Source organism: Streptomyces sp. JNUCC 64, from assembly GCF_054484115.1.
Window position 1 is genome coordinate 3,249,780 of record NZ_CM137015.1, and the last position, 17,798, is coordinate 3,267,577.

Annotated in this window: 12 protein-coding genes and 1 tRNA gene; 6 read left to right on the forward strand and 7 right to left on the reverse strand. The window is 73.8% G+C overall.

All coding sequences use genetic code 11. From position 1 onward, the window contains the following. Positions 1-216: 216 nt before the first annotated feature. Complete coding sequence (locus tag ACVWNX_RS13170) at positions 217-1,440, reverse strand: energy-coupling factor ABC transporter permease (RefSeq protein WP_454414107.1); 1,224 nt, start codon at positions 1,438-1,440, stop codon at positions 217-219. 302 nt (positions 1,441-1,742) lie between these two features. On the opposite strand from ACVWNX_RS13170, the gene ACVWNX_RS13175 reads away from it, so the two are divergent. Further along, positions 1,743-2,560, forward strand: a protein-coding gene (locus ACVWNX_RS13175) for an IS5 family transposase (protein WP_454411772.1) whose coding sequence is annotated in 2 segments (ribosomal slippage) — positions 1,743-2,100 and positions 2,100-2,560 — 819 coding nt in all. Because the reading frame shifts where the segments join, the coding sequence is not laid out codon by codon here. Positions 2,561-2,648: 88 nt separating this feature from the next. Beyond that, positions 2,649-3,026, forward strand: coding sequence for an SsgA family sporulation/cell division regulator (locus ACVWNX_RS13180; protein WP_454414108.1), 378 nt, complete (start codon positions 2,649-2,651; stop codon positions 3,024-3,026). A 3-nt stretch (positions 3,027-3,029) separates the two neighbouring features. Here the strand turns inward: ACVWNX_RS13180 and ACVWNX_RS13185 are convergent, their stop codons facing one another. From ACVWNX_RS13185 to ACVWNX_RS13195, 3 genes are all read right to left on the reverse strand, one after another. Further along, positions 3,030-3,593, reverse strand: a complete 564-nt coding sequence (locus tag ACVWNX_RS13185) for a hypothetical protein (RefSeq protein ID WP_454414109.1) — start codon at positions 3,591-3,593, stop codon at positions 3,030-3,032. 629 nt (positions 3,594-4,222) lie between these two features. Further along, positions 4,223-6,484, reverse strand: coding sequence for an MMPL family transporter (locus ACVWNX_RS13190; RefSeq protein ID WP_454414110.1), 2,262 nt, complete (start codon positions 6,482-6,484; stop codon positions 4,223-4,225). 219 nt (positions 6,485-6,703) lie between these two features. Further along, positions 6,704-7,306 (reverse strand): TetR/AcrR family transcriptional regulator, encoded by a 603-nt coding sequence (locus ACVWNX_RS13195; protein ID WP_454414747.1) that lies wholly within the window; start codon positions 7,304-7,306, stop codon positions 6,704-6,706. A 797-nt stretch (positions 7,307-8,103) separates the two neighbouring features. Here ACVWNX_RS13195 and ACVWNX_RS13200 point away from each other — a divergent pair. From ACVWNX_RS13200 to ACVWNX_RS13210, 3 genes are all read left to right on the forward strand, one after another. Further along, the gene (locus ACVWNX_RS13200) at positions 8,104-11,640 is read left to right on the forward strand and encodes a S41 family peptidase (RefSeq protein WP_454414748.1); all 3,537 of its coding nucleotides are present in this window, start codon (positions 8,104-8,106) and stop codon (positions 11,638-11,640) included. A gap of 366 nt (positions 11,641-12,006) precedes the next feature. Next, on the forward strand, positions 12,007-13,674 hold the full coding sequence (locus ACVWNX_RS13205) for a flavin-containing monooxygenase (RefSeq protein ID WP_454414111.1): 1,668 nt from the start codon (positions 12,007-12,009) through the stop codon (positions 13,672-13,674). Further along, positions 13,671-14,591 (forward strand): alpha/beta fold hydrolase, encoded by a 921-nt coding sequence (locus ACVWNX_RS13210; protein ID WP_454414112.1) that lies wholly within the window; start codon positions 13,671-13,673, stop codon positions 14,589-14,591. Before ACVWNX_RS13205 ends, ACVWNX_RS13210 begins: the two co-directional genes overlap by 4 nt. Positions 14,592-14,643: 52 nt before the next feature. Here ACVWNX_RS13210 and ACVWNX_RS13215 read toward each other — a convergent pair whose 3' ends face one another. Then, a complete protein-coding gene (locus ACVWNX_RS13215; RefSeq protein ID WP_454414113.1) occupies positions 14,644-15,447 on the reverse strand; it encodes an exodeoxyribonuclease III in 804 nt (267 codons plus the stop codon). 94 nt (positions 15,448-15,541) lie between these two features. Here ACVWNX_RS13215 and ACVWNX_RS13220 point away from each other — a divergent pair, with 94 nt between their 5' ends. After that, positions 15,542-16,024: a GNAT family N-acetyltransferase gene (locus tag ACVWNX_RS13220; protein ID WP_454414114.1), complete on the forward strand. Its 483-nt coding sequence runs from the start codon at positions 15,542-15,544 to the stop codon at positions 16,022-16,024. A 294-nt stretch (positions 16,025-16,318) separates the two neighbouring features. Here the strand turns inward: ACVWNX_RS13220 and ACVWNX_RS13225 are convergent. Together ACVWNX_RS13225 and sepX are read right to left on the reverse strand one after the other, a co-directional pair. Then, positions 16,319-16,392, reverse strand: a tRNA-Ala gene (locus tag ACVWNX_RS13225). A gap of 61 nt (positions 16,393-16,453) precedes the next feature. After that, positions 16,454-17,782: a divisome protein SepX/GlpR gene (sepX, locus tag ACVWNX_RS13230; protein WP_454414115.1), complete on the reverse strand. Its 1,329-nt coding sequence runs from the start codon at positions 17,780-17,782 to the stop codon at positions 16,454-16,456. Positions 17,783-17,798: the final 16 nt, after the last annotated feature.

A 17,798-nucleotide genomic window follows, 5' to 3' on the forward strand; every position in this document is an offset into this window, starting at 1 on the left:
CCACCGGTCCTGTTGGCCGCGTTGGCCTAATCGGTCCTATTGGCCCCACTGGTCCTGTTGACCGCGTTGACCTAATTGGCCCAGCTGGCCCTGCTGGCTTTACCGGTTGCGTCAGCCCCTTCGGCCCCACGGGTTCCACTGACCCTGTTGGCCCCACGGCCGCCACACCGTCCCCGTCTCTGGACCCGGTCCCGAACCCGGCCCCGTGCCGTCCCGTCATGACGCCCCGGGTCCCGTCGCCGGGCCGGGTCCGCCGACCCCACCGCCACCATCAGCCCTACCGGCTTCACCAACCCCACCAGCCCCGTCGGCCGTCGCCCCGTCCCCGCCGGACCGGTCACCGGACCGGACATCCGGCAGGTCACCGGACCGGCCGGACCGGCGCCGCGACGCCCAGACCACTCCTGTTCCCACGGCGACGGTGATCCCGACCCCGATGACCCCGGCGAGCCCCCCGGACAGCCGGGTACCGGTGAGGTCGCCGAACTCGTAGTCGGCGAGCGGGGACCCGGCGGCGGCGTGCTCGGCCTCCTCCGCGTCCATGCCCCGGTCGGCGGCGACCCGCTCCAGCCCGTCGGGCTCACCGGACGCGTAGGAGCTGACGAACCCGGCGAGCACCAGGCTCACGGCGAGCCCGCCCGCCCACAGCCGCCACCGGACGGCCTTCGGCCCGGTGGCGGAAGGCGTGGGAACGGGGGCGGGAGCGTCGACCAGACGGCCCTGGACCCGGAGCCGGAGCGGTCGCCGGACGGCGTCGCGCGCCCCGCGCACCAGGTCGGGCCGGACGGCGAGCACCGCCCCGACCGTGAGCGCGGTGATCGCCGCCTCCCCGATCCCGATCAGGACGTGGACGCCGACCATCGCCGCCGTGACCTCGCCCAGCGGCACCTCGGTGGTGCCGCCGACCGCGTACAGCAGGACGAAGGCGAGGGCGGCGACCGGGACGGAGACCAGCGCGGCGGCGAACGCGGAACCGGTGACTGTGCGGCGGCCCCGGGGCAGGACGGTCACCAGGACGCGGAAGACGACGTGTCCGGTGACGACGGTGACCACACCCATGATCAGGACGTTGACCCCGAGCGCGGTGAGCCCGCCGTCGGCGAACAGCAGCGCCTGGAGCAACAGCACCACCGACAGACACAGCACCCCGGTCCACGGGCCGACCAGGATCGCGGCGAGCGCGCCGCCCATCAGATGGCCGCTGGTCCCGGCTCCGACCGGGAAGTTCAGCATCTGCGCGGCGAACACGAAGGCGGCGACGAGTCCGGCGAGCGGGGCCAGCCGCTCGCCGTCGACGGCACCCGGTCCGGCGGGGCCCGGGCCGGCCGGGCCGTCCAGTTCCCGGCGGGCGCCGCGCAGGGCGAGGGCCACCGCGCCCGCCGCGACCACCCCCGCGGCGACGGAGACGGGTGCGTCGAGGAATCCATCGGGCACGTGCATCAGCGGCCTCCGGCATCGGGGAGTGCGGCACACGACTCCGGGATGGGGGCCCGGCGGACCGTCCGATGATGGCGCTGTCGCGCAGTGCTCGCAAGAGCGCGGGATGCGCGGAACCGGCCCCGGGCCGCGGCGTCCCGGTCCCCGCGCCGGACCCGCGCCCCGGTCCCGTACCCGGACCCGGACCCGCAACCAGCACCAGGCATCACTCCATGCGTCGGCACAGGCGTCGGGACCAGGCTTAGAGGTCCTAACAGAAGCTGTTGATCATGTGACTGTCGGCTTGGCTGCTCGTTGGTCCGTTCGTGGCGAAGAGGAACTCCCGGCCGTGGATCGTGTCGGACGAACTGTGGTTGCTGATCGTGCCGTTGTTGCCAGTCCCGGCGCCGAAGCTGGTGGTAGGGCGGCCTCGGGTGCCTGACCGGCAGGCTCTGTGCGGGATCCTGTTCGTGCTCCATACCGGGATCCAGTGGGAGTACCTGCCCCAGGAGCTCGGCTTCGGCTCCGGCATGACGTGCTGGCGGCGGCTTGCCGCCTGGAACGAGGCCGGTGTCTGGGACCGGCTGCACCTGGTCCTGCTCAAGAAGCTGCGCTCGGCCAGGCAGCTCGACTGGTCGCGGGCGGTGATCGACTCCAGCCATGTCCGGGCCGCTCGACGCGGCCCAAAAGCGGGCCCAGCCCGGTCGACCGCGCACGGCCGGGCAGCAAGCACCACGTCCTCGTCGACGGGCAGGGCATCCCGCTCGCCGTGTCGCTGACCGGCGGGAACCGTAACGACGTCACCCAGCTGATGCCCTTGCTGGCGAAGATCCCGTCCGTCGCGGGCCTGGTCGGCCGGCCCAGGCGACGGCCGGACACGCTGCTGGCCGACCGCGGCTACGACCACGACAAATACCGCCGTCTTGTCCGGTCCCAGGGCATCAAACCGGTCATCGCCCGTCGCGGCGTCCCACACGGCTCCGGCCTCGGCGTTTACCGCTGGGTCGTTGAACGCACCATCGCCTGGCTGCACGGCTTCCGACGCTTACGCGTCCGCTGGGAACGACGTGACGACATCCACGAAGCCTTCCTCGGCCTCGCCACCTGCCTCATCACCCACCGACACGTCCAACGCCTTTGTTAGGACCTCTTAGGCACCGAACCCCTGGCCCGACTATCGGAACATATGCGACATTGAATGCCATAGATGAACGAGCGTGAGGAGCCGTCCGATGACCGCCGTCCTGGAGCGCGCGCGAGCCCATGTCGTCACGGACGCCGCGGGGGAACGCTCCGCCGTCCCCGTCTCCCTGTCCTACGACCCCGAGAGCGATCCGGGCGCCGTCCATATGTCCCTGCCCGCGAGCGTGGTCGGCCCGACCGCCCCCGGCGACTGGGTCTTCACCCGTGACCTGCTGGAACGCGGGCTGACCGCCCCGGTGGCGAACGGTCCGGTGAGCATCTGGCCGTGCGGGCGGGCCCAGGCCGTGGTGGAGCTGCACTCGGCCACCGGGGTGTCCCTGGTGCAGTTCGACTCCCGGGCCCTGGTCCGCTTCCTGGGCCGGACCTACGCGGCGGTGGCCACGGCCCGCGTCAACCGACTGCGCTGACGGTCACGCCCCCGCGCCGAGCAGGGTGACCGCCCCCGGCACCGGTCCGGCGGGCGGCACGGGCACCACCTCGTACGTCACGATGTTGCCGAGGTCCGCGGCGAGCCGTCCGGCCAGCTCCTCCAGCGCGCCCGTCCAGCCGTCCGGCGCGGGGACGGGGACCGCCACCGTCAGGTGCAGGACGTCCGAGGGCCCGGTGGCCGTACCGTCGGCGACCGGACCGCCGACCGCCAGGTACGGGGGCGGCGGATCGAGTGCGCGCAGCGCGCGGTCGCGCACCCGGTCGCGGAGCGCGGGGGCGAGGTCCAGGAGCCCGTCGAGCGCGTCCCACACCAGATGGCCGGGGACCAGGCGGACGTCCTCGCCCCGCGTCCTGGGTGCCAGCAGCCCCAGCAGTCCCAGCCGGAACAGCACCGCTTCCAGTTGGGTGGCCACGACCGACGAGGAGCGGGTCAGCTCCGCGAGGGCGAGCCGTTCCCCGCCCGCGCGGCGGTGCCGGGCCAGCGCGGTGACGATCCGCCCGGAGGCGCCCGGGAAGAGGGCGGAGACGGGCTCGGCGACGTTCATGGACGACCTCTCGTGCCCGTCCCCGACCCAGGAGTACCGCGCCACCAGCTCCCCAAGGGGCGGGCACCGACCGGGGAGCGGGTGGCATCCAGCACGCTAGGCGCTCGCGTCCAGCGCGCCACACCGTCCCCGGGCGGAACCCCCCTCCCCGAAAAGCACTAGTCCGAAGGTCCCGCCCAACCCCAACCGCCCCACCCGCGCCGCGCCGCCCGCCCTTCGCGGCCCCCGTTCCCGCCCGCTCCCGCCTCTCCTCCTTCGGCCGCGAGCCGGTGGTGGGCCGGTCGCGCAGTTCCCCGCGCCCCTCCGGCGCGCCCGGCGGGGTACCGCCCAGGGGCGTCCCCGTAAGGGGCGCGGGGAACTGCGCGAGCGACCGCCCACGGCGGAAAGCCGACCACCGAGCCTCCGGGAGGCCCCACCCAACGCCCCCTCAGGGACAACGCCCGCCCGGACGCGCCCCCTCAGCGGCGCGGGGAACCGCGCGATCAGCCGAACCGGACCTGCGGGAACCCCCCGGACCCCGCCACCCGCCCAGGCCAGGTCCGGCCCCGGAAACGCCCGGGGCCCCGGACAGCGCACCGCTCGCGCCGCCCGGGGCCCCGGACTCACTGGGTCAGGAAGCACTCCCGGGGTCAGACCCCGGCCAGCTCCCGGTCCCCGTCCGACCGGTCGCCCGACCGGCCGGTGTCAAGGTCGCGCAGACCCTCGCCCTCGACGTCCACGTTGGGCAGCGCCCGGTCGAGCCACTTCGGCAGCCACCACGCCTTGTCGCCGAGCAGCGCCAGCACCGCCGGGACGATCACCATCCGGACGACGAACGCGTCGAAGAGGACGGCGACGGCGAGCCCGAACCCGATCATCTTGATCATCTGGTCGCTGGAGCCGATGAACCCGGCGAACACCGCGATCATGATCACCGCGGCGGCGGTCACGACCCGCGCCCCGTGCCGGAAGCCGGTCACGATCGCCTGGCCGGGCCGCTCCCCGTGGACGTACGCCTCGCGCATCCGGGTCACGAGGAACACCTCGTAGTCCATGGCGAGACCGAAGACCACGCCCACCATGAAGATCGGCATCATCGACATCACGGGACCGGTCTCCTCGACCCCGAACACCCCGCCGAGCCAGCCCCACTGGAAGACCGCGACGACGGCGCCGAGCGCGGCGAGCACCGACAGCAGGAAGCCGAGGGCGGCCTTCAGCGGCACCAGCACCGACCGGAAGACGACGATCAGCAGCAGGAAGGCGAGTCCGACGACCAGCGCCAGGTACGGCAGCAGCGCGTCGTTGAGCTTCTCCGAGACGTCGATGTTCATCGCGGTGGCACCGGTGACGGTGACCTGCGCGCCGTGCTCCTTCTTGAGGTCGGCGCCCGCGTCCCGGATGGCGTGGACGATGTCCTCGGTCTCGGTGCTGCTCGGCTTGGACTCGGCGATGACGCTGGTCATCGCCGTGTCACCGGCCTTGTTGAAGGTGGCCGGGGAGACGTACACGACCCCGTCGACGCCCTTGATGGTCTTGGTGACGTCCTCGACCACGGCCTTCGGGTCGTCGGTGCCCTTGACGTCGGTGACGATCAGCAGCGGACCGTTGAAGCCGGGACCGAAGCCCTCGGAGAGCAGGTCGTACGCCTTGCGCTGGGTGGTGTCGGTCGGCTGGACGCCGTCGTCCGGCAGGCCGAGCGCCAGCGAACCGGCGGGCAGCGCGGCGGCACCGAGGCCGAGCACACCGACCAGCAGCACCGTGACCGGGCGCCGGAGGACGAACCGGGCCCACTTGGTGCCCATGTTGACCTTGGCCTCGACGGGCTCCCCGGCCGTGGCCGCGGCGGTGGCCGTGGCGTCGGCGGCGGCCTTCTTGCCGCCACGCAGCTTGCCCTTGGCGCTGGCGGGACGGATCTTGCGGCCCGCGTAGCCGAGCAGCGCCGGGATCAGGGTGAGGGCGATGAGCACGGCGATGGCGACGGTCGCGGCGGCCGCGGCGCCCATCTTGGTGAGCATCGGGATGTTGACGACGGCGAGGCCGACCAGCGCGATCACCACGGTGAGGCCCGCGAACACCACGGCGGAACCGGCGGTGCCGACGGCCCGTCCGGCCGCGTCCTCGCGGTCCCGGCCCTCGTCCAGCTCCGCGCGGTAGCGGGAGACGATGAACAGGGCGTAGTCGATGCCGACGGCGAGGCCGATCATCGTGGCGAGGGTGCCGGTGGTGGTGCCGAGGTCCAGGACCTTCGCCAGGGCGGTGATGGACGAGATGCCGATGCCGACGCCGATGAGGGCGGTGATCAGCGGGAGTCCGGCCGCGACGAGCGAGCCGAGGGTGATCACCAGGACCACCGCGGCGATGCCGATGCCGATGATCTCGGCGGTGCCGGTGTGGGGCATCGCCTGGAGCGCGTCGCCGCCGACCTCGACGGTCAGCCCGCCCTGGCGGGCGTCCTCGACGGCCTTCTCCAGGGCGTCCCGGGACTCGTCCTTCAGCTCCATGCTGTTCACGTCATACGTGACCTGCGCGTACGCGATGGAGCCGTTCTCGCTCAGGGACTTGGTCTTGTAGGGATCGGTGGCGGCGGCCACCTGGGCCCCGGAACCGAGTTCCTTGACGGTGTCCTCGACGACGGACTTGTGCCCCGCGTCGGTCATCGTCTCGCCCTTGGGGGCCTTGAAGACGACCCGGGCGGTCGCGCCGTCGGCGGCGGAGCCGGGGAACCGCTCCTCAAGGAGGTCGAAGGCGCGCTGCGCCTCCGTCCCGGGTATGGAGAAGGAACCGGCCCCGGGGGCCGGTGCGCTGGCGGCGCCGACCCCCGCGAGGGTCAGCAGCGCCACCCATATGAGGGCGACGAAGTGGCGGCGCCGGAAGGCGAACCGGCCGACTTTGTACAGGAACGTGGCCACGGCAGTGGTACTCCCGGTCAGGTCGTGTTGGTCACGGGGCAGGGGTCACCAGCCCGACGACGTGAGCGGTCGCGTCAGGTGGAACGGGGCAGCGTCCGCCGAGGCGGGGCGGGCCCGGTGGTGGGGGAACGCGCGGTAACGCGTGGGGAGGGTGGTGCGGTTCGGTGCGGGGTGGTGCTCAGCGGGCGGACGGTGACCGGGCGGGGCGCCCGGGGCGCGTCAGCCGCGCGGGTCGAGGCCGAGAGCGGGGACGATCACGGCGTCGATGTACTCAAGGAGGAAGGCCTGGGTGGGAGGCCGCTCGTCGATCAGGGTGCGGGTGACGAAGGCGCCCAGCATCATGTGCATCACGTACCCCAGGGCGGGGTTGTCCGCACTGACCTCACCGCGCTCGACGGCCCGGCGCAACAGGAACTCCAGCTCGGCCAGTTCCGGTTCGATGATCCGTTCCCGGAAGACCTCAAGGAGATCCGGTTCCGCGTGGATGGCCACCACGAGGCCACGGATCAGCGCCGAGTCCTGCTCCATCTCGCAGTCGTCGGCCCGCATCACCATGGCCTGGAAGTCCCCGCGCAGGGTGCCCGTGTCGACGTCGCTGACGCCCACGTGCTGCTTGCCGCGCAGCGCCTCGATGATCAGCCTCGGCTTGCTTCCCCACTGGCGGTAGAGGGTGGCCTTGCTGGACCGGGTGCGCGCCGCGACGGCGTCCATCGTCAGCCCCTCGTAGCCGACCTCCCGCAGGAGGTCGAGTACGGCGGCGTACAGCTCCGCCTCGCGCTCGGGGGTGATCCGGCTGCGGCGCGTCATCGTCACCTCGGCCATGGTCATCGCCCCCTTCCGTCCGCGCGGCAGTTTAGCGACCGCCTTCCGTTCCGGAACCCCCTTGCGGGCACCGGTCGGACGGCGATCTCTGATCGGTACGAAACCGTTTCGTACGCGGATCAGATTACCGGACCGCCCAAGCGAAACGAAACGGTTTCGTACGTGTCCTGCGCCACAACGTGCCGCCCCGCCCCCGCCCCTCGCCACCACACGGCCACGTCCCACACGCGGCACCCGGCACGCGGCACCGCCCGGCCCGCCACGCACCGGACCGCCCAGGCCGCCCAGGCCGCCCAGGCCGCCCAGGCACGGTGCCGCCTTCCGCCGCCACGGCCCGAGAGGGTGCCCGCCACGGACCGCACCCCACGCGCGGAACCGCCGGAGTTGCCGGTCCCGTGCCCCGGGAAAACCATGGAGGGGTGACCGACCCCGCAGGCCAGCCACCCCGTACCCGCACGTCCGGCACACCCGTCACGCCCGGCGCCCACAGTGCGGCCACCGCACCCAGCACCGCCGCTGACGCATCCGGCAGGACCAAAGCGGCCGCCGCACCCAGCAGGGTCAAAGAGGCCGACGAGGCCAAAGCGGCCAGCGCACCTAATAGGACCAAAGAGGTCAACGAGGCCAACGCGCCCAGCAAAGCCAACAAGGCCAAAGCGGCCAACGAAGCCAACAGGGTCAACGAGGCCAACAGGGCCATAGAGGTCAACGAGGTCAACCGCGTCGTCCCGCCCGGCGAGGTCACCGGCCAGGACGACGCCCCCGTCTACCTCCGCTTCCCCCACCTCCACCGCGACCTGCTCGCCTTCGTCGCCGAGGACGACCTGTGGATCGCCCCGCTGCCCGCCCCCGGCGCACCGGCCGCCCGCGCCTGGCGGCTGACCGTCGACCGGACCCGGACCGGCCCGCCCCGCTTCTCCCCCGACGGCACCCACCTCGCGTACACGAGCTGGCGCAGCCTCGACCCGGAGGTCCATCTGGTGCCCGTCGGGGGCGGCCCGGCCCGTCGGCTCACCTACTGGGGCGCCCCGGACACCCGGGTGTGCGGTTGGGCACCGCCCGGCGAGGACGGCCGTCACGACGTCCTCGTGGTCTCCTCCCAGCGCCAGCCCTTCGGCTACTTCGGCTGGGCGTACCGGCTGCCCACCGACGGTTCGCCGGGCGGACGGCTGCCCTGGGGACCGGTCAGCGACCTCGCCGTCGCCGACCTCGACGGCGAGTCCCGCACCCTGCTGCTGACCGGGCGCCCCCCGCACGAGGCGGCGTCCTGGAAGCGGTACCGGGGCGGGGCCACCGGACGGCTGTGGCTGCACGGGGAACGGCTCCTCGAACGGCTCGACGGCCAGGTGGAGTCCCCGATGTTCGTCGCCGGGCGGATCGCGTTCCTCTCGGACCACGAGGGCGTCGGCAACGTCTACTCGTGCCGTCCCGACGGCACGGACCTGCGCCGCCACACCGACCACGACGCCTTCTACGCCCGCAACGCCGCGAGCGACGGCGAACGGATCGTCTACCAGTGCGCGGGCGGACTGTGGCTGGTCGAGGACCTCTCCCCGGGTGCCGTGCCCAGGCGGCTGGACGTGCGGCTCGGCGGGCCGCGCGCCGGGCGCCGCCCCTACCAGGTCCCGGCCGTCCGGCACGTGGACGGGCTGTCGGTGGACGAGACCGGACGGGCCAGCGCGGTCGTGGTGCGCGGCGGGCTGTACTGGCTCACCCACCGCGACGGCCCCGCCCGCACCCTCGCCGACACCCCCGGCGTCCGCACCCGGCTGCCCGTCCTGCTCGGCTCGGGCGGCGGTCGGGTCGCGTACGTCACCGACGAGGGCGGGGCCGACGCCGTGGAGATCGCCCATCTGCCGCGCGCCTCCGGCGACCGCCCGCCGCGACGGCTGGCCACCGGAGCCCCGGGCGCCCTCGGCCACGTACTGGAACTCGTCTCCGACCCGGAGGGCGACCGGCTCGCCGTCGCCGCCAACGACGGCCGTCTGCTGCTGCTGGACACCACCGGGACGACCGGGACGGACGGCACGACCGGAGAAGCCGGAGGAACCGACGGCGAACCGGACGGCAAAGCGGACAACCACGCGGACGCGGACACCGAAGCGGACCGTGAAGGGGACACCGAAGCGGCCAGCGAAGCGGCCAACAATGCGGCCAGGCAGACGAACGGACAAACGCACGACCAACCAGCCAGGCAAGCGGACAGCGAGCCGGCCGGGGAGACGACCGGGCGGACAACCGGGCGGACAACCGGGCAACCGACCAGGGAAACGACCGGCGGGGCGAACGGCCAACCTGGCGTCACCGAACTGATCCGGTCGCTGAACGGCCCGGTCACCGATCTGGCGTTCTCCCCCGACGGGGCGTGGCTGGCCTGGTCGCACCCGGGGATCGGCCGCAGTCTGCGCTCGATCAAGCTGGCCCGGGTCACCGGCCCCGGCGCGGGCTCCGTCATCGACGTCACCCAGGGCCGGTTCGAGGACGAGAACCCCGTCTTCACCAGCGACGGCCGCTATCTGGCGTTCCTGTCCTGGCGCGGCTTCGACCCCGTCTACGACGTCCACACCGGCGACCTGTCGTTCCCACTGGGCTGCCGCCCCTACCTGGTCCCGCTGTCGTCCGCGACGCCGTCCCCGTTCGCGCTGCTGCCCGACGGACGTCCGGCGGCGGGCGGGCTGGACCCGGCGGAGGAGACCGAGGCCGACGGGAGCGGCGCGGTGACCGTGGAGGTGGAGGGGCTGGAGATGCGGGTGACCCCCTTCCCGGTGGCCGCGTCCAAGTACTCCGCGCTCAGCCCGGTCGCCGGGGGCGGACTGGTGTGGCTGCGCTGGCCGATCTCCGGCGCGCTCGGCGAGACCTTCGCCAACCCCGCCGACACCGACGGCCGGGCCACCCTCGAACACTTCGACATCACCAAGGCCAAGCGGGTGGAACTCGTCGACCACCTCGACTGGTTCGCCGTCAGCGGCGACGGCACCCGACTGGTGGTGATGGACGAGGACGAACTGCGCGCCCAGCCCGCCACCGAGTCCGGCGACGGCGACTCCACCGTCTGGATCGATCTGCGCCGCGTGCTCCACGACGTCGACCCGGCCGCCGAGTGGCGGGGCGCGTACGAGGAGGCCGGGCGGATCATCCGGGCCTACTTCTGGGAACCGGACATGTGCGGGATCGACTGGTCCGCCGTCCTCGACCAGTACCGTCCCCTGGTCGGGGCGGTCGCCTCGCCCGACGAGTTCGCGGACCTGCTGCGCGAGGTGCTCGGCGAACTCGGCACCTCCCACGCGTACGTGACGCCCGCCCGGCGCGACGAGGGCCCCCCGCACTACGCCCGCCCCCAGGGCCAGCTCGGCGCGGACCTCGTCCCCCGGGACGGGCTCTGGACCGTCGCCCGGATCCTGCCCGGCGACTCCTCCGACTCCAAGGCGCGCTCCCCGCTCGCCGGAACGGGCATCCGCGAGGGGGCGGCCCTCACCCATGTCGACGGCCGCCCCGTGGACCCGGTGACCGGCCCGTTCCCGCTGCTGGCGGCGGCCGGCGGGACCACCGTCGAGCTGACGTTCCGTCCGGCCGACGGCGCGGGGCCCGACCGGCGGGTGGCCGTGGTGCCGCTGGTCGACGACCGGCCGCTGCGCTACCAGCACTGGGTGGCCCGGCGCCGCGAGGTCGTCCGCGGGCTCAGCGGCGGCAAGTGCGGCTATCTGCACATCCCCGACCTGGGCGGCTCGGGGTGGGCGCAGTTCAACCGGGATCTGCGGATGGAGGTGTCCCGCCCGGCGCTCATCGTGGACGTCCGGGGCAACGCGGGCGGCCACATCAGCGAACTCGTCGTCGAGAAGCTGACCCGCACCATCCTCGGCTGGGACCTCACCCGTGACGCGCAGCCCGTCTCCTACGCCTCCAACGCGCCGCGCGGCCCCGTCGTCGCCCTGGCCGACGAGGCCACCTCCTCGGACGGGGACATGATCACGGCCGCGTTCAAACTGCTGCGCCTGGGTCCGGTGGTGGGCCAGCGGACCTGGGGCGGGGTCGTCGGGATGACCGGCCGCCACCAGCTGGGGGACGGAACGGTGATCACCGTCCCGATGAACGCGGCGTGGTTCGACGCGTACGGGTGGTCCGTGGAGAACCACGGGGTCACCCCGGACCTCCCGGCCCTGCGCACCCCGCTGGACTGGGCCGAGGGACGGCACGCGGTCCTCGACGACGCGGTGACGCTCGCCCTGGACCTGCTCGCCCGGCAGCCCGCCGCCGCGCCCCCCGACTACTCCGCCGTCCCGGACCGCGTCCGGCCCCCGCTGCCCCCTCGACCGCCCGGGACCAGTGCGGACTGACACCCGCCCGGGGCACGCACCCGGGTCCGGTGCGCCGGACACGCAAGGCGCACCACGGCGTCCAGGCCCACACCGGACACATCCGGCCCGCCCGACCCGCCACGCACGCACGCACCCACCCACCAGACGCACCGGGTTCCCGCCCCGTCGCACGCCTGGACCGGCCGTACCGGCCGGGCGCGCTGGCGCACGACGGCCCAAGCCCACCGGAAGTCCGCGCGCCGGCGCGCGACTGTCCTATATCCGACGGGCGACCGTAGACGAGCCGCGGGGCTTCTGTCCTACCCTCCAGGGAATACACGGCGCGGGAGCCCGTCAGAACCCACCGGTCAGCCACCCCGCGACCAGGTGCACGGAGGGACGACCATGACCGAACGAGCCCAGGAACCACCCGCCCCAGCCCACCCCGATCACGCCGCCCCCGGAGCCGGAACCGAAGCCGCCACGGAAGCCACCGCCGAGGGCACCACCGAAGCCGCCGTCACGGACGCCGCCGAAGCGGCCGCCCCGCACGCCCCGGCACCGGCCGCCCGCCCGCACGTCCGGGTAGCGGTGATCGGCAGCGGCTTCGGCGGCGTCGGCGCGGCGATCCGGCTCCGCCGCGAGGGCGTCACCGACTTCGTCGTCCTGGAGCGGGCGGACTCCGTCGGGGGCACCTGGCGCGACAACACCTACCCGGGCTGCGCCTGCGACGTCCCGTCCCACCTGTACGCGTTCTCCTTCGCCCCCAACCCGGACTGGCCGCGCGCCTTTTCCGGCCAGGAACACATCCGCGGCTATCTGGAACGCCTCGTGGACGACCACGGGATCCGCCCCCATCTGCGGCTGCGCCACGAGGTGCTCCGCGCCCGCTGGGACCCCGAGGAACTGCGGTGGGAGCTGGAGACCGCCGGGGGACCGCTCACCGCCGACGTCGTCGTCTCGGCGGCCGGACCGCTCTCCGACCCCGTCGTCCCGGACGTACCCGGCCTCGACACCTTCCCCGGCGCCGTGTTCCACTCCGCCCGCTGGGACCATGGACGGGAGCTGCGCGGCGCCCGGGTCGCCGTGGTCGGCACGGGCGCCTCCGCCGCCCAGATCGTGCCCGCGATCCAGCCGGAGACGGCCCGGCTGACCCTCTTCCAGCGCACCCCGCCCTGGGTGCTGCCCCGTGTCGACCGCCCGATCGGGGCGCTGGAACGCCGACTGCACCGGCACCTCCCGTTCACCGCACGGCTGCGCCGGGGGGCGCTCTGGGGCATCCGCGAACTCCAGACGCACGCCTTCACCACCCTTCCCCGCGCGTTGAAGGTGACCGAACGGGTGGCGCTGCGCGGACTGGCCCGCGCCGTCCCGGACCCCGCGCTGCGCGCCGCGCTGACCCCCGACTACCGCCTGGGCTGCAAGCGCGTCGTGCTGTCCAGCACCTACTATCCGGCGCTGACCCGCCCCAACGTGGACGTCGTCCCCTCCGGGCTGGCCGAGGTCCGCGGCTCCACCCTCGTCGCCGCCGACGGCACCGAGGCCGAGGCGGACGTCCTCGTGTTCGCCACCGGCTTCCGGGTGACGGACCCGCCCGTCGCCCACCGGGTGACCGGCACCGACGGACGCACCCTGGCCGAGTCCTGGCAGGACGGCATGCGGGCGCTGCGCGGCACCACCGCCCCCGGCTTCCCCAACTGGCTCACGTTCATCGGCCCCAACACCGGCCTCGGCAACACCTCGATGATCCTCATCATCGAGGCCCAGCTGAACTACCTGACCGACTACCTGCGACGGCTGGACGCCCTCGGGGGACGCGCTGCCCTGACCCCCCGGCCCGCCGCCGTGGACGCCTGGAACACCGCGCTCCAGCGACGGCTGGAGCGGACCGTCTGGAACACCGGCTGCCGCAGCTGGTACCTCGACGCGGCGGGCCGCAACACCACCGTCTGGCCGGGCACCACCACCGCGTTCCGCGCCGCGACCCGCCGCGTCGACCCCACCGAGTACGAGGTGCTCCGCCCGGCGTCCCGGGCCACCGTCCCCGTGCCCGCCGGGAAGGCCACCGCGTGAGCCGTCTGACCCGGGCCGCCCCCGGCCCCCGCACCCCGCCCACCCCCGCCCGCGAGCTGACGGCGGTCTCCGCGGACGGCGCCCGGGTGCACGTGGAGGTGCACGGCGTGCCCGACGCGCCCCCGGTGGTCTTGGCGCACGGCTGGACCTGCAACACCGCCTTCTGGGCGCACCAGCTCCGCGATCTGGGCCGCGACCTCCGGGTCATCGCCTACGACCAGCGCGGTCACGGCCGCACCCCGCTGCCCCACGGCCCCGACGGCTACGGCACCCGCGCCCTGGCCGACGACCTCACCGCCGTCCTGGACGCCACCCTCGCCCCCGGGGAGCGGGCCCTGCTCGCCGGGCACTCGATGGGCGGCATGACGATCATGGCCGCCGCCGACCGCCCGGCCGTCCGCGACCGCACCGCCGCCGTCCTGCTGTGCAGCACCAGCACCGGCGGGCTGGTCCGCGACGCCAGGGTGGTGCCGCTGCCCGCCGGCCGTCAGCGCACCCGGCTGACCTCGGCGCTGCTGCGCTCCGGGGCCTCCCTGGGCCCGGTCAACCCGCTGGGCAACCGGATGCTGCGCTATCTGGCGATGAGCCCGGGCACCGCGCCGGAGCGCGTGACGGCGTGCGCCCGGATCGTGCACGCCTGCCGGCCCGAGGCCCGGCAGGGCTGGTCGGACACGCTCGACCGGCTCGACCTCGACGCGGTCGTCCCGCTGCTCACCGCGCCGACCGCCGTCCTGGTCGGCACGGACGACCGGCTCACGCCCCCGGCGCACGCCCGACGGCTGGCCGCCGCCCTCCCGCACTGCACGGGACTGACCGAACTGGCGGGGGTCGGCCACATGACCCCGCTGGAAGCACCCGAGGCGGTCACTGCGGCGATCCGCCGACTGGCCCGGGCCCATCTGCGCCCACCCTCATGAGGCGCCCCAAACCATCGACGCCGCCCCGCCCGGTTCCCCTTCAGCGTCCGCTTCAGCTTCCGTACACGACGGTGACCGGGGCGTGGTCCGACCAGCGCAGGTCATAGCTGGCGGCGCGCTCCACGGTCGCCTTGAGCGCGCGGTCCGCGAGGGCGGGAGTGGCCATCTGGTAGTCGATGCGCCAGCCGCTGTCGTTGTCGAACGCCTTACCCCGGTAGGACCACCAGGTGTACGGGCCCTCCCCCTCCGGATGCAGGGCCCGGACGACATCGGCGTAGCCGCCGTCCGCCGGGTCGAGCACCCGGTCCACCCAGGCCCGCTCCTCGGGGAGGAAGCCGGAGTTCTTCCGGTTGCTCCGCCAGTTGCGCAGATCGGCCTCGCGGTGGGCGATGTTCCAGTCACCGCACACCACCACCTCACGGCCGTCGGCCGCCGCCCTGGCCCGCAGCTCCCGCAGATACGGGAGGAACGCGTCCATGAACCGGACCTTCTCGTCCTGCCGCCCGGTGCCGACCTCGCCGGACGGCAGATAGAGGCTGGCGACGGTGACGCCCGGGAGGTCCGCCTCCAGGTACCGCCCGCTGTCGTCGAACTCGGGCACCCCGAAGCCGACGCGGACCGCGTCCGGCTCGCGCCGGGTGAGCAACGACACCCCGGCGCGCCCCTTCGCGGCGGCGGGCGCGTGCGCGGCGTGCCACCCTGCGGGCTCCCGGACCCCGTCGGGCAGCTGCCCGGGCTCGGCGCGCACCTCCTGGAGGCACACCACATCGGCGGCGGTGCCCGCGAGCCATTCCACGAAGCCCTTCTTCGCGGCGGCCCGCAGACCGTTCACGTTCACAGAGGTCACAGTGAGCATCAGGGCAGATTACCGGCACACTGGCAGGACCCCCGCGCACCCGAGCGGTGGCGCACCCCCGAGACAACCACTGCATAGAAGTACGATAATCAGCATGAACATACAGAACGTCTCCTACGGCCACACCGACGCCGTGCTCCTGAACGACCGCGTCCAGGCCGAGTACGCCGAGATGTACGGCGGCGAGGGCGACGCCACCCCCCTGGACCCCGCGATGTTCGACCCGCCGCACGGCCTCTACCTCATCGCCTACGACGGAGAGGGCGTCCCCCTCGCCACCGGCGGCTGGCGCCGCCAGGACGGGAACCCCGAGGGCTACGAGGACGGCGACGCCGAGATCAAGCGGATGTACGTCACCCCGGAGGCCCGGGGCCGCGGCCTGGCCCGCCGCATCCTCGCCGCCCTGGAGGACGACGCCCGCGCGGCGGGCCGCACCCGCATGGTCCTGGAGACGGGGATCATCCAGCCGGAGGCCATCGCCCTGTACGAGTCCAGCGGCTACGAGCCCTGCGACAAGTTCGGCCTCTACCGCGACAGCCCCCTCAGCCGCTGCTACGCCAAACCCCTGACGGCCTGAGCCCCTTTCACCCCGCGCCTCCCTTCACGACGGACCAGGACGTGGGCGTCGACGGGACACCGACCGACGAAGGGACGCTGCCCAACCGCCCTTGGCGCCCTGCCGCGCCACCCCCGACACCCGGAACATCCGGGACCGACCGCCGCGTCGCCACCACCGAAAGCGCGGACCACCGCGCTCGCCCGTCCCGAACACGATCGAGCCGCCCCCGGAAACGACAAAGATCCCGACCGATCGTGAAGATCGTCGGGATCTCGTCGACCGCTCCTGAGCTAACTCAAGAACAATCGTGCGTGGACCTGAGGGGATTCGAACCCCTGACCCCCTCGATGCGAACGAGGTGCGCTACCGGACTGCGCCACAGGCCCTTGCAACGAGTGAAACTCTAGCACCCGCGTGACAGTGCTCGGAAATCCACTCCGTGCCCTGTCACTCGTTGGCGGCGCGGGGCCGCTCCGGCTCCTCGTACTGGTCGAAGAGGGGGGTGCGCCCGCGTTCCCGCGACCGCCGGGCGGAGGCCGCGCGGCGCGCGTCGGAGCGTTCGCCGTCGCCTTCGAAGCCCTCGTCCGCGAGGGCGGCGGCGTCGCCCACGGACGCTTCCACCGTCCCGGCGGGCCGGGCAGCGGGGTCGGCGACGCTGGACCGCGCGGAGCTCCATGCGTCCGGGGCGCCGAGGTCCACCCCGCCGGTGACACGCGGCGCGACCGGCGCGGTCACGTAGGTGGGCAGCGGCACCGGCACCGGGTCCCAGCTGTCCCCCTGCCCGGGGCCCCGCTGGCGTTCGCGCTGCTGGTCGACCCACTCGGCGTGATCGGTCTGCTCGACGAGCGCCCGGCGGTCGGCGGCCAGCGAGGAGGGCTGCCCGGGATCGGCCGAGGCCTCCTCGGGCTCCCGCTCGACGCGGGCCGGAACCTCGGCGGCGGGCTCCGGACGCGAACGGCGGGCCTGGCGTTCGCGCAGTCGCTGGGCGGCCTGCTCGGCGTGACGGCGGTCCATGACGTACGCGAACCGGCGGCGTTCCTGACGGCGCAGGTACACGATGTAGGCGCTGAGCAGCAGGGCGGGCAGGGCCGACGCCCACAGGAAGGTGAGTCCGCCGACGGCGGCGACCACCGCGCCCACGGTGAAGGCGAGGAAGAGCACCACGGTGGTACGGCGACGGCGCGCGAGCACCTTGGAGCGCCGGGCGCGCGCGGTGTCCGCGGTGGGGGAACGGCGGGGTACGGACGACCTCTCGCGCGCGGGGCGCTCGGACGGCACGTTCCCCTGGTCCTGACGGGCGTTCTCCGCGCGTCGCGCGTCCTCGGCCCGGGCGGCCTGCTCGCGCTCCGCCTCCACCCGGGCGGCGGCCTCCTGGCGCACGGCCTCTTGGCGCGCGGCTTCCTGACGAGCCGCCTCCTGGCGGGCCGCTTCCTGACGCACGACCTCTTGGCGGGCCGCCTCCTGACGGGCGGCCACCTCTTGGCGGGAGGGCCCCGGAGGCACGGCGAAGGCCCGGACGTCCACCGAGTCGGTGACGGCGTCCGGGTCGACGTCGGGTCCGGCGGACGGTTCGCCGTCCCCGGCCGAGCGCGCCTTCAGGTCCTTGGCGTAACGACGCTCCATGCCCGCCCGTCCGGACAGGAACCGGATGGCCGTGCTGAACCGCTCCGTAGGACGGGCTTCGTTCAGCTCGTCCTGCCTACGGAGCCACATCGGCACCAAGTAGGCGGCCCAGGCCCCGACGATGACTGCGTAGATGAGGCCGCTGCTGCTCACGTCTCACACCGTAGAG

Coding starts and splice junctions, on each gene's coding strand:
- ACVWNX_RS13170 (WP_454414107.1), bottom strand. CDS start 1,440: ATGCACGTGCCCGATGGATTCCTCGACGCACCCGTCTCCGTCGCCGCG.
- ACVWNX_RS13185 (WP_454414109.1), bottom strand. CDS start 3,593: ATGAACGTCGCCGAGCCCGTCTCCGCCCTCTTCCCGGGCGCCTCCGGG.
- ACVWNX_RS13215 (WP_454414113.1), bottom strand. CDS start 15,447: ATGCTCACTGTGACCTCTGTGAACGTGAACGGTCTGCGGGCCGCCGCG.
- ACVWNX_RS13220 (WP_454414114.1), top strand. CDS start 15,542: ATGAACATACAGAACGTCTCCTACGGCCACACCGACGCCGTGCTCCTG.
- ACVWNX_RS13180 (WP_454414108.1), top strand. CDS start 2,649: ATGACCGCCGTCCTGGAGCGCGCGCGAGCCCATGTCGTCACGGACGCC.
- ACVWNX_RS13205 (WP_454414111.1), top strand. CDS start 12,007: ATGACCGAACGAGCCCAGGAACCACCCGCCCCAGCCCACCCCGATCAC.
- ACVWNX_RS13195 (WP_454414747.1), bottom strand. CDS start 7,306: ATGGCCGAGGTGACGATGACGCGCCGCAGCCGGATCACCCCCGAGCGC.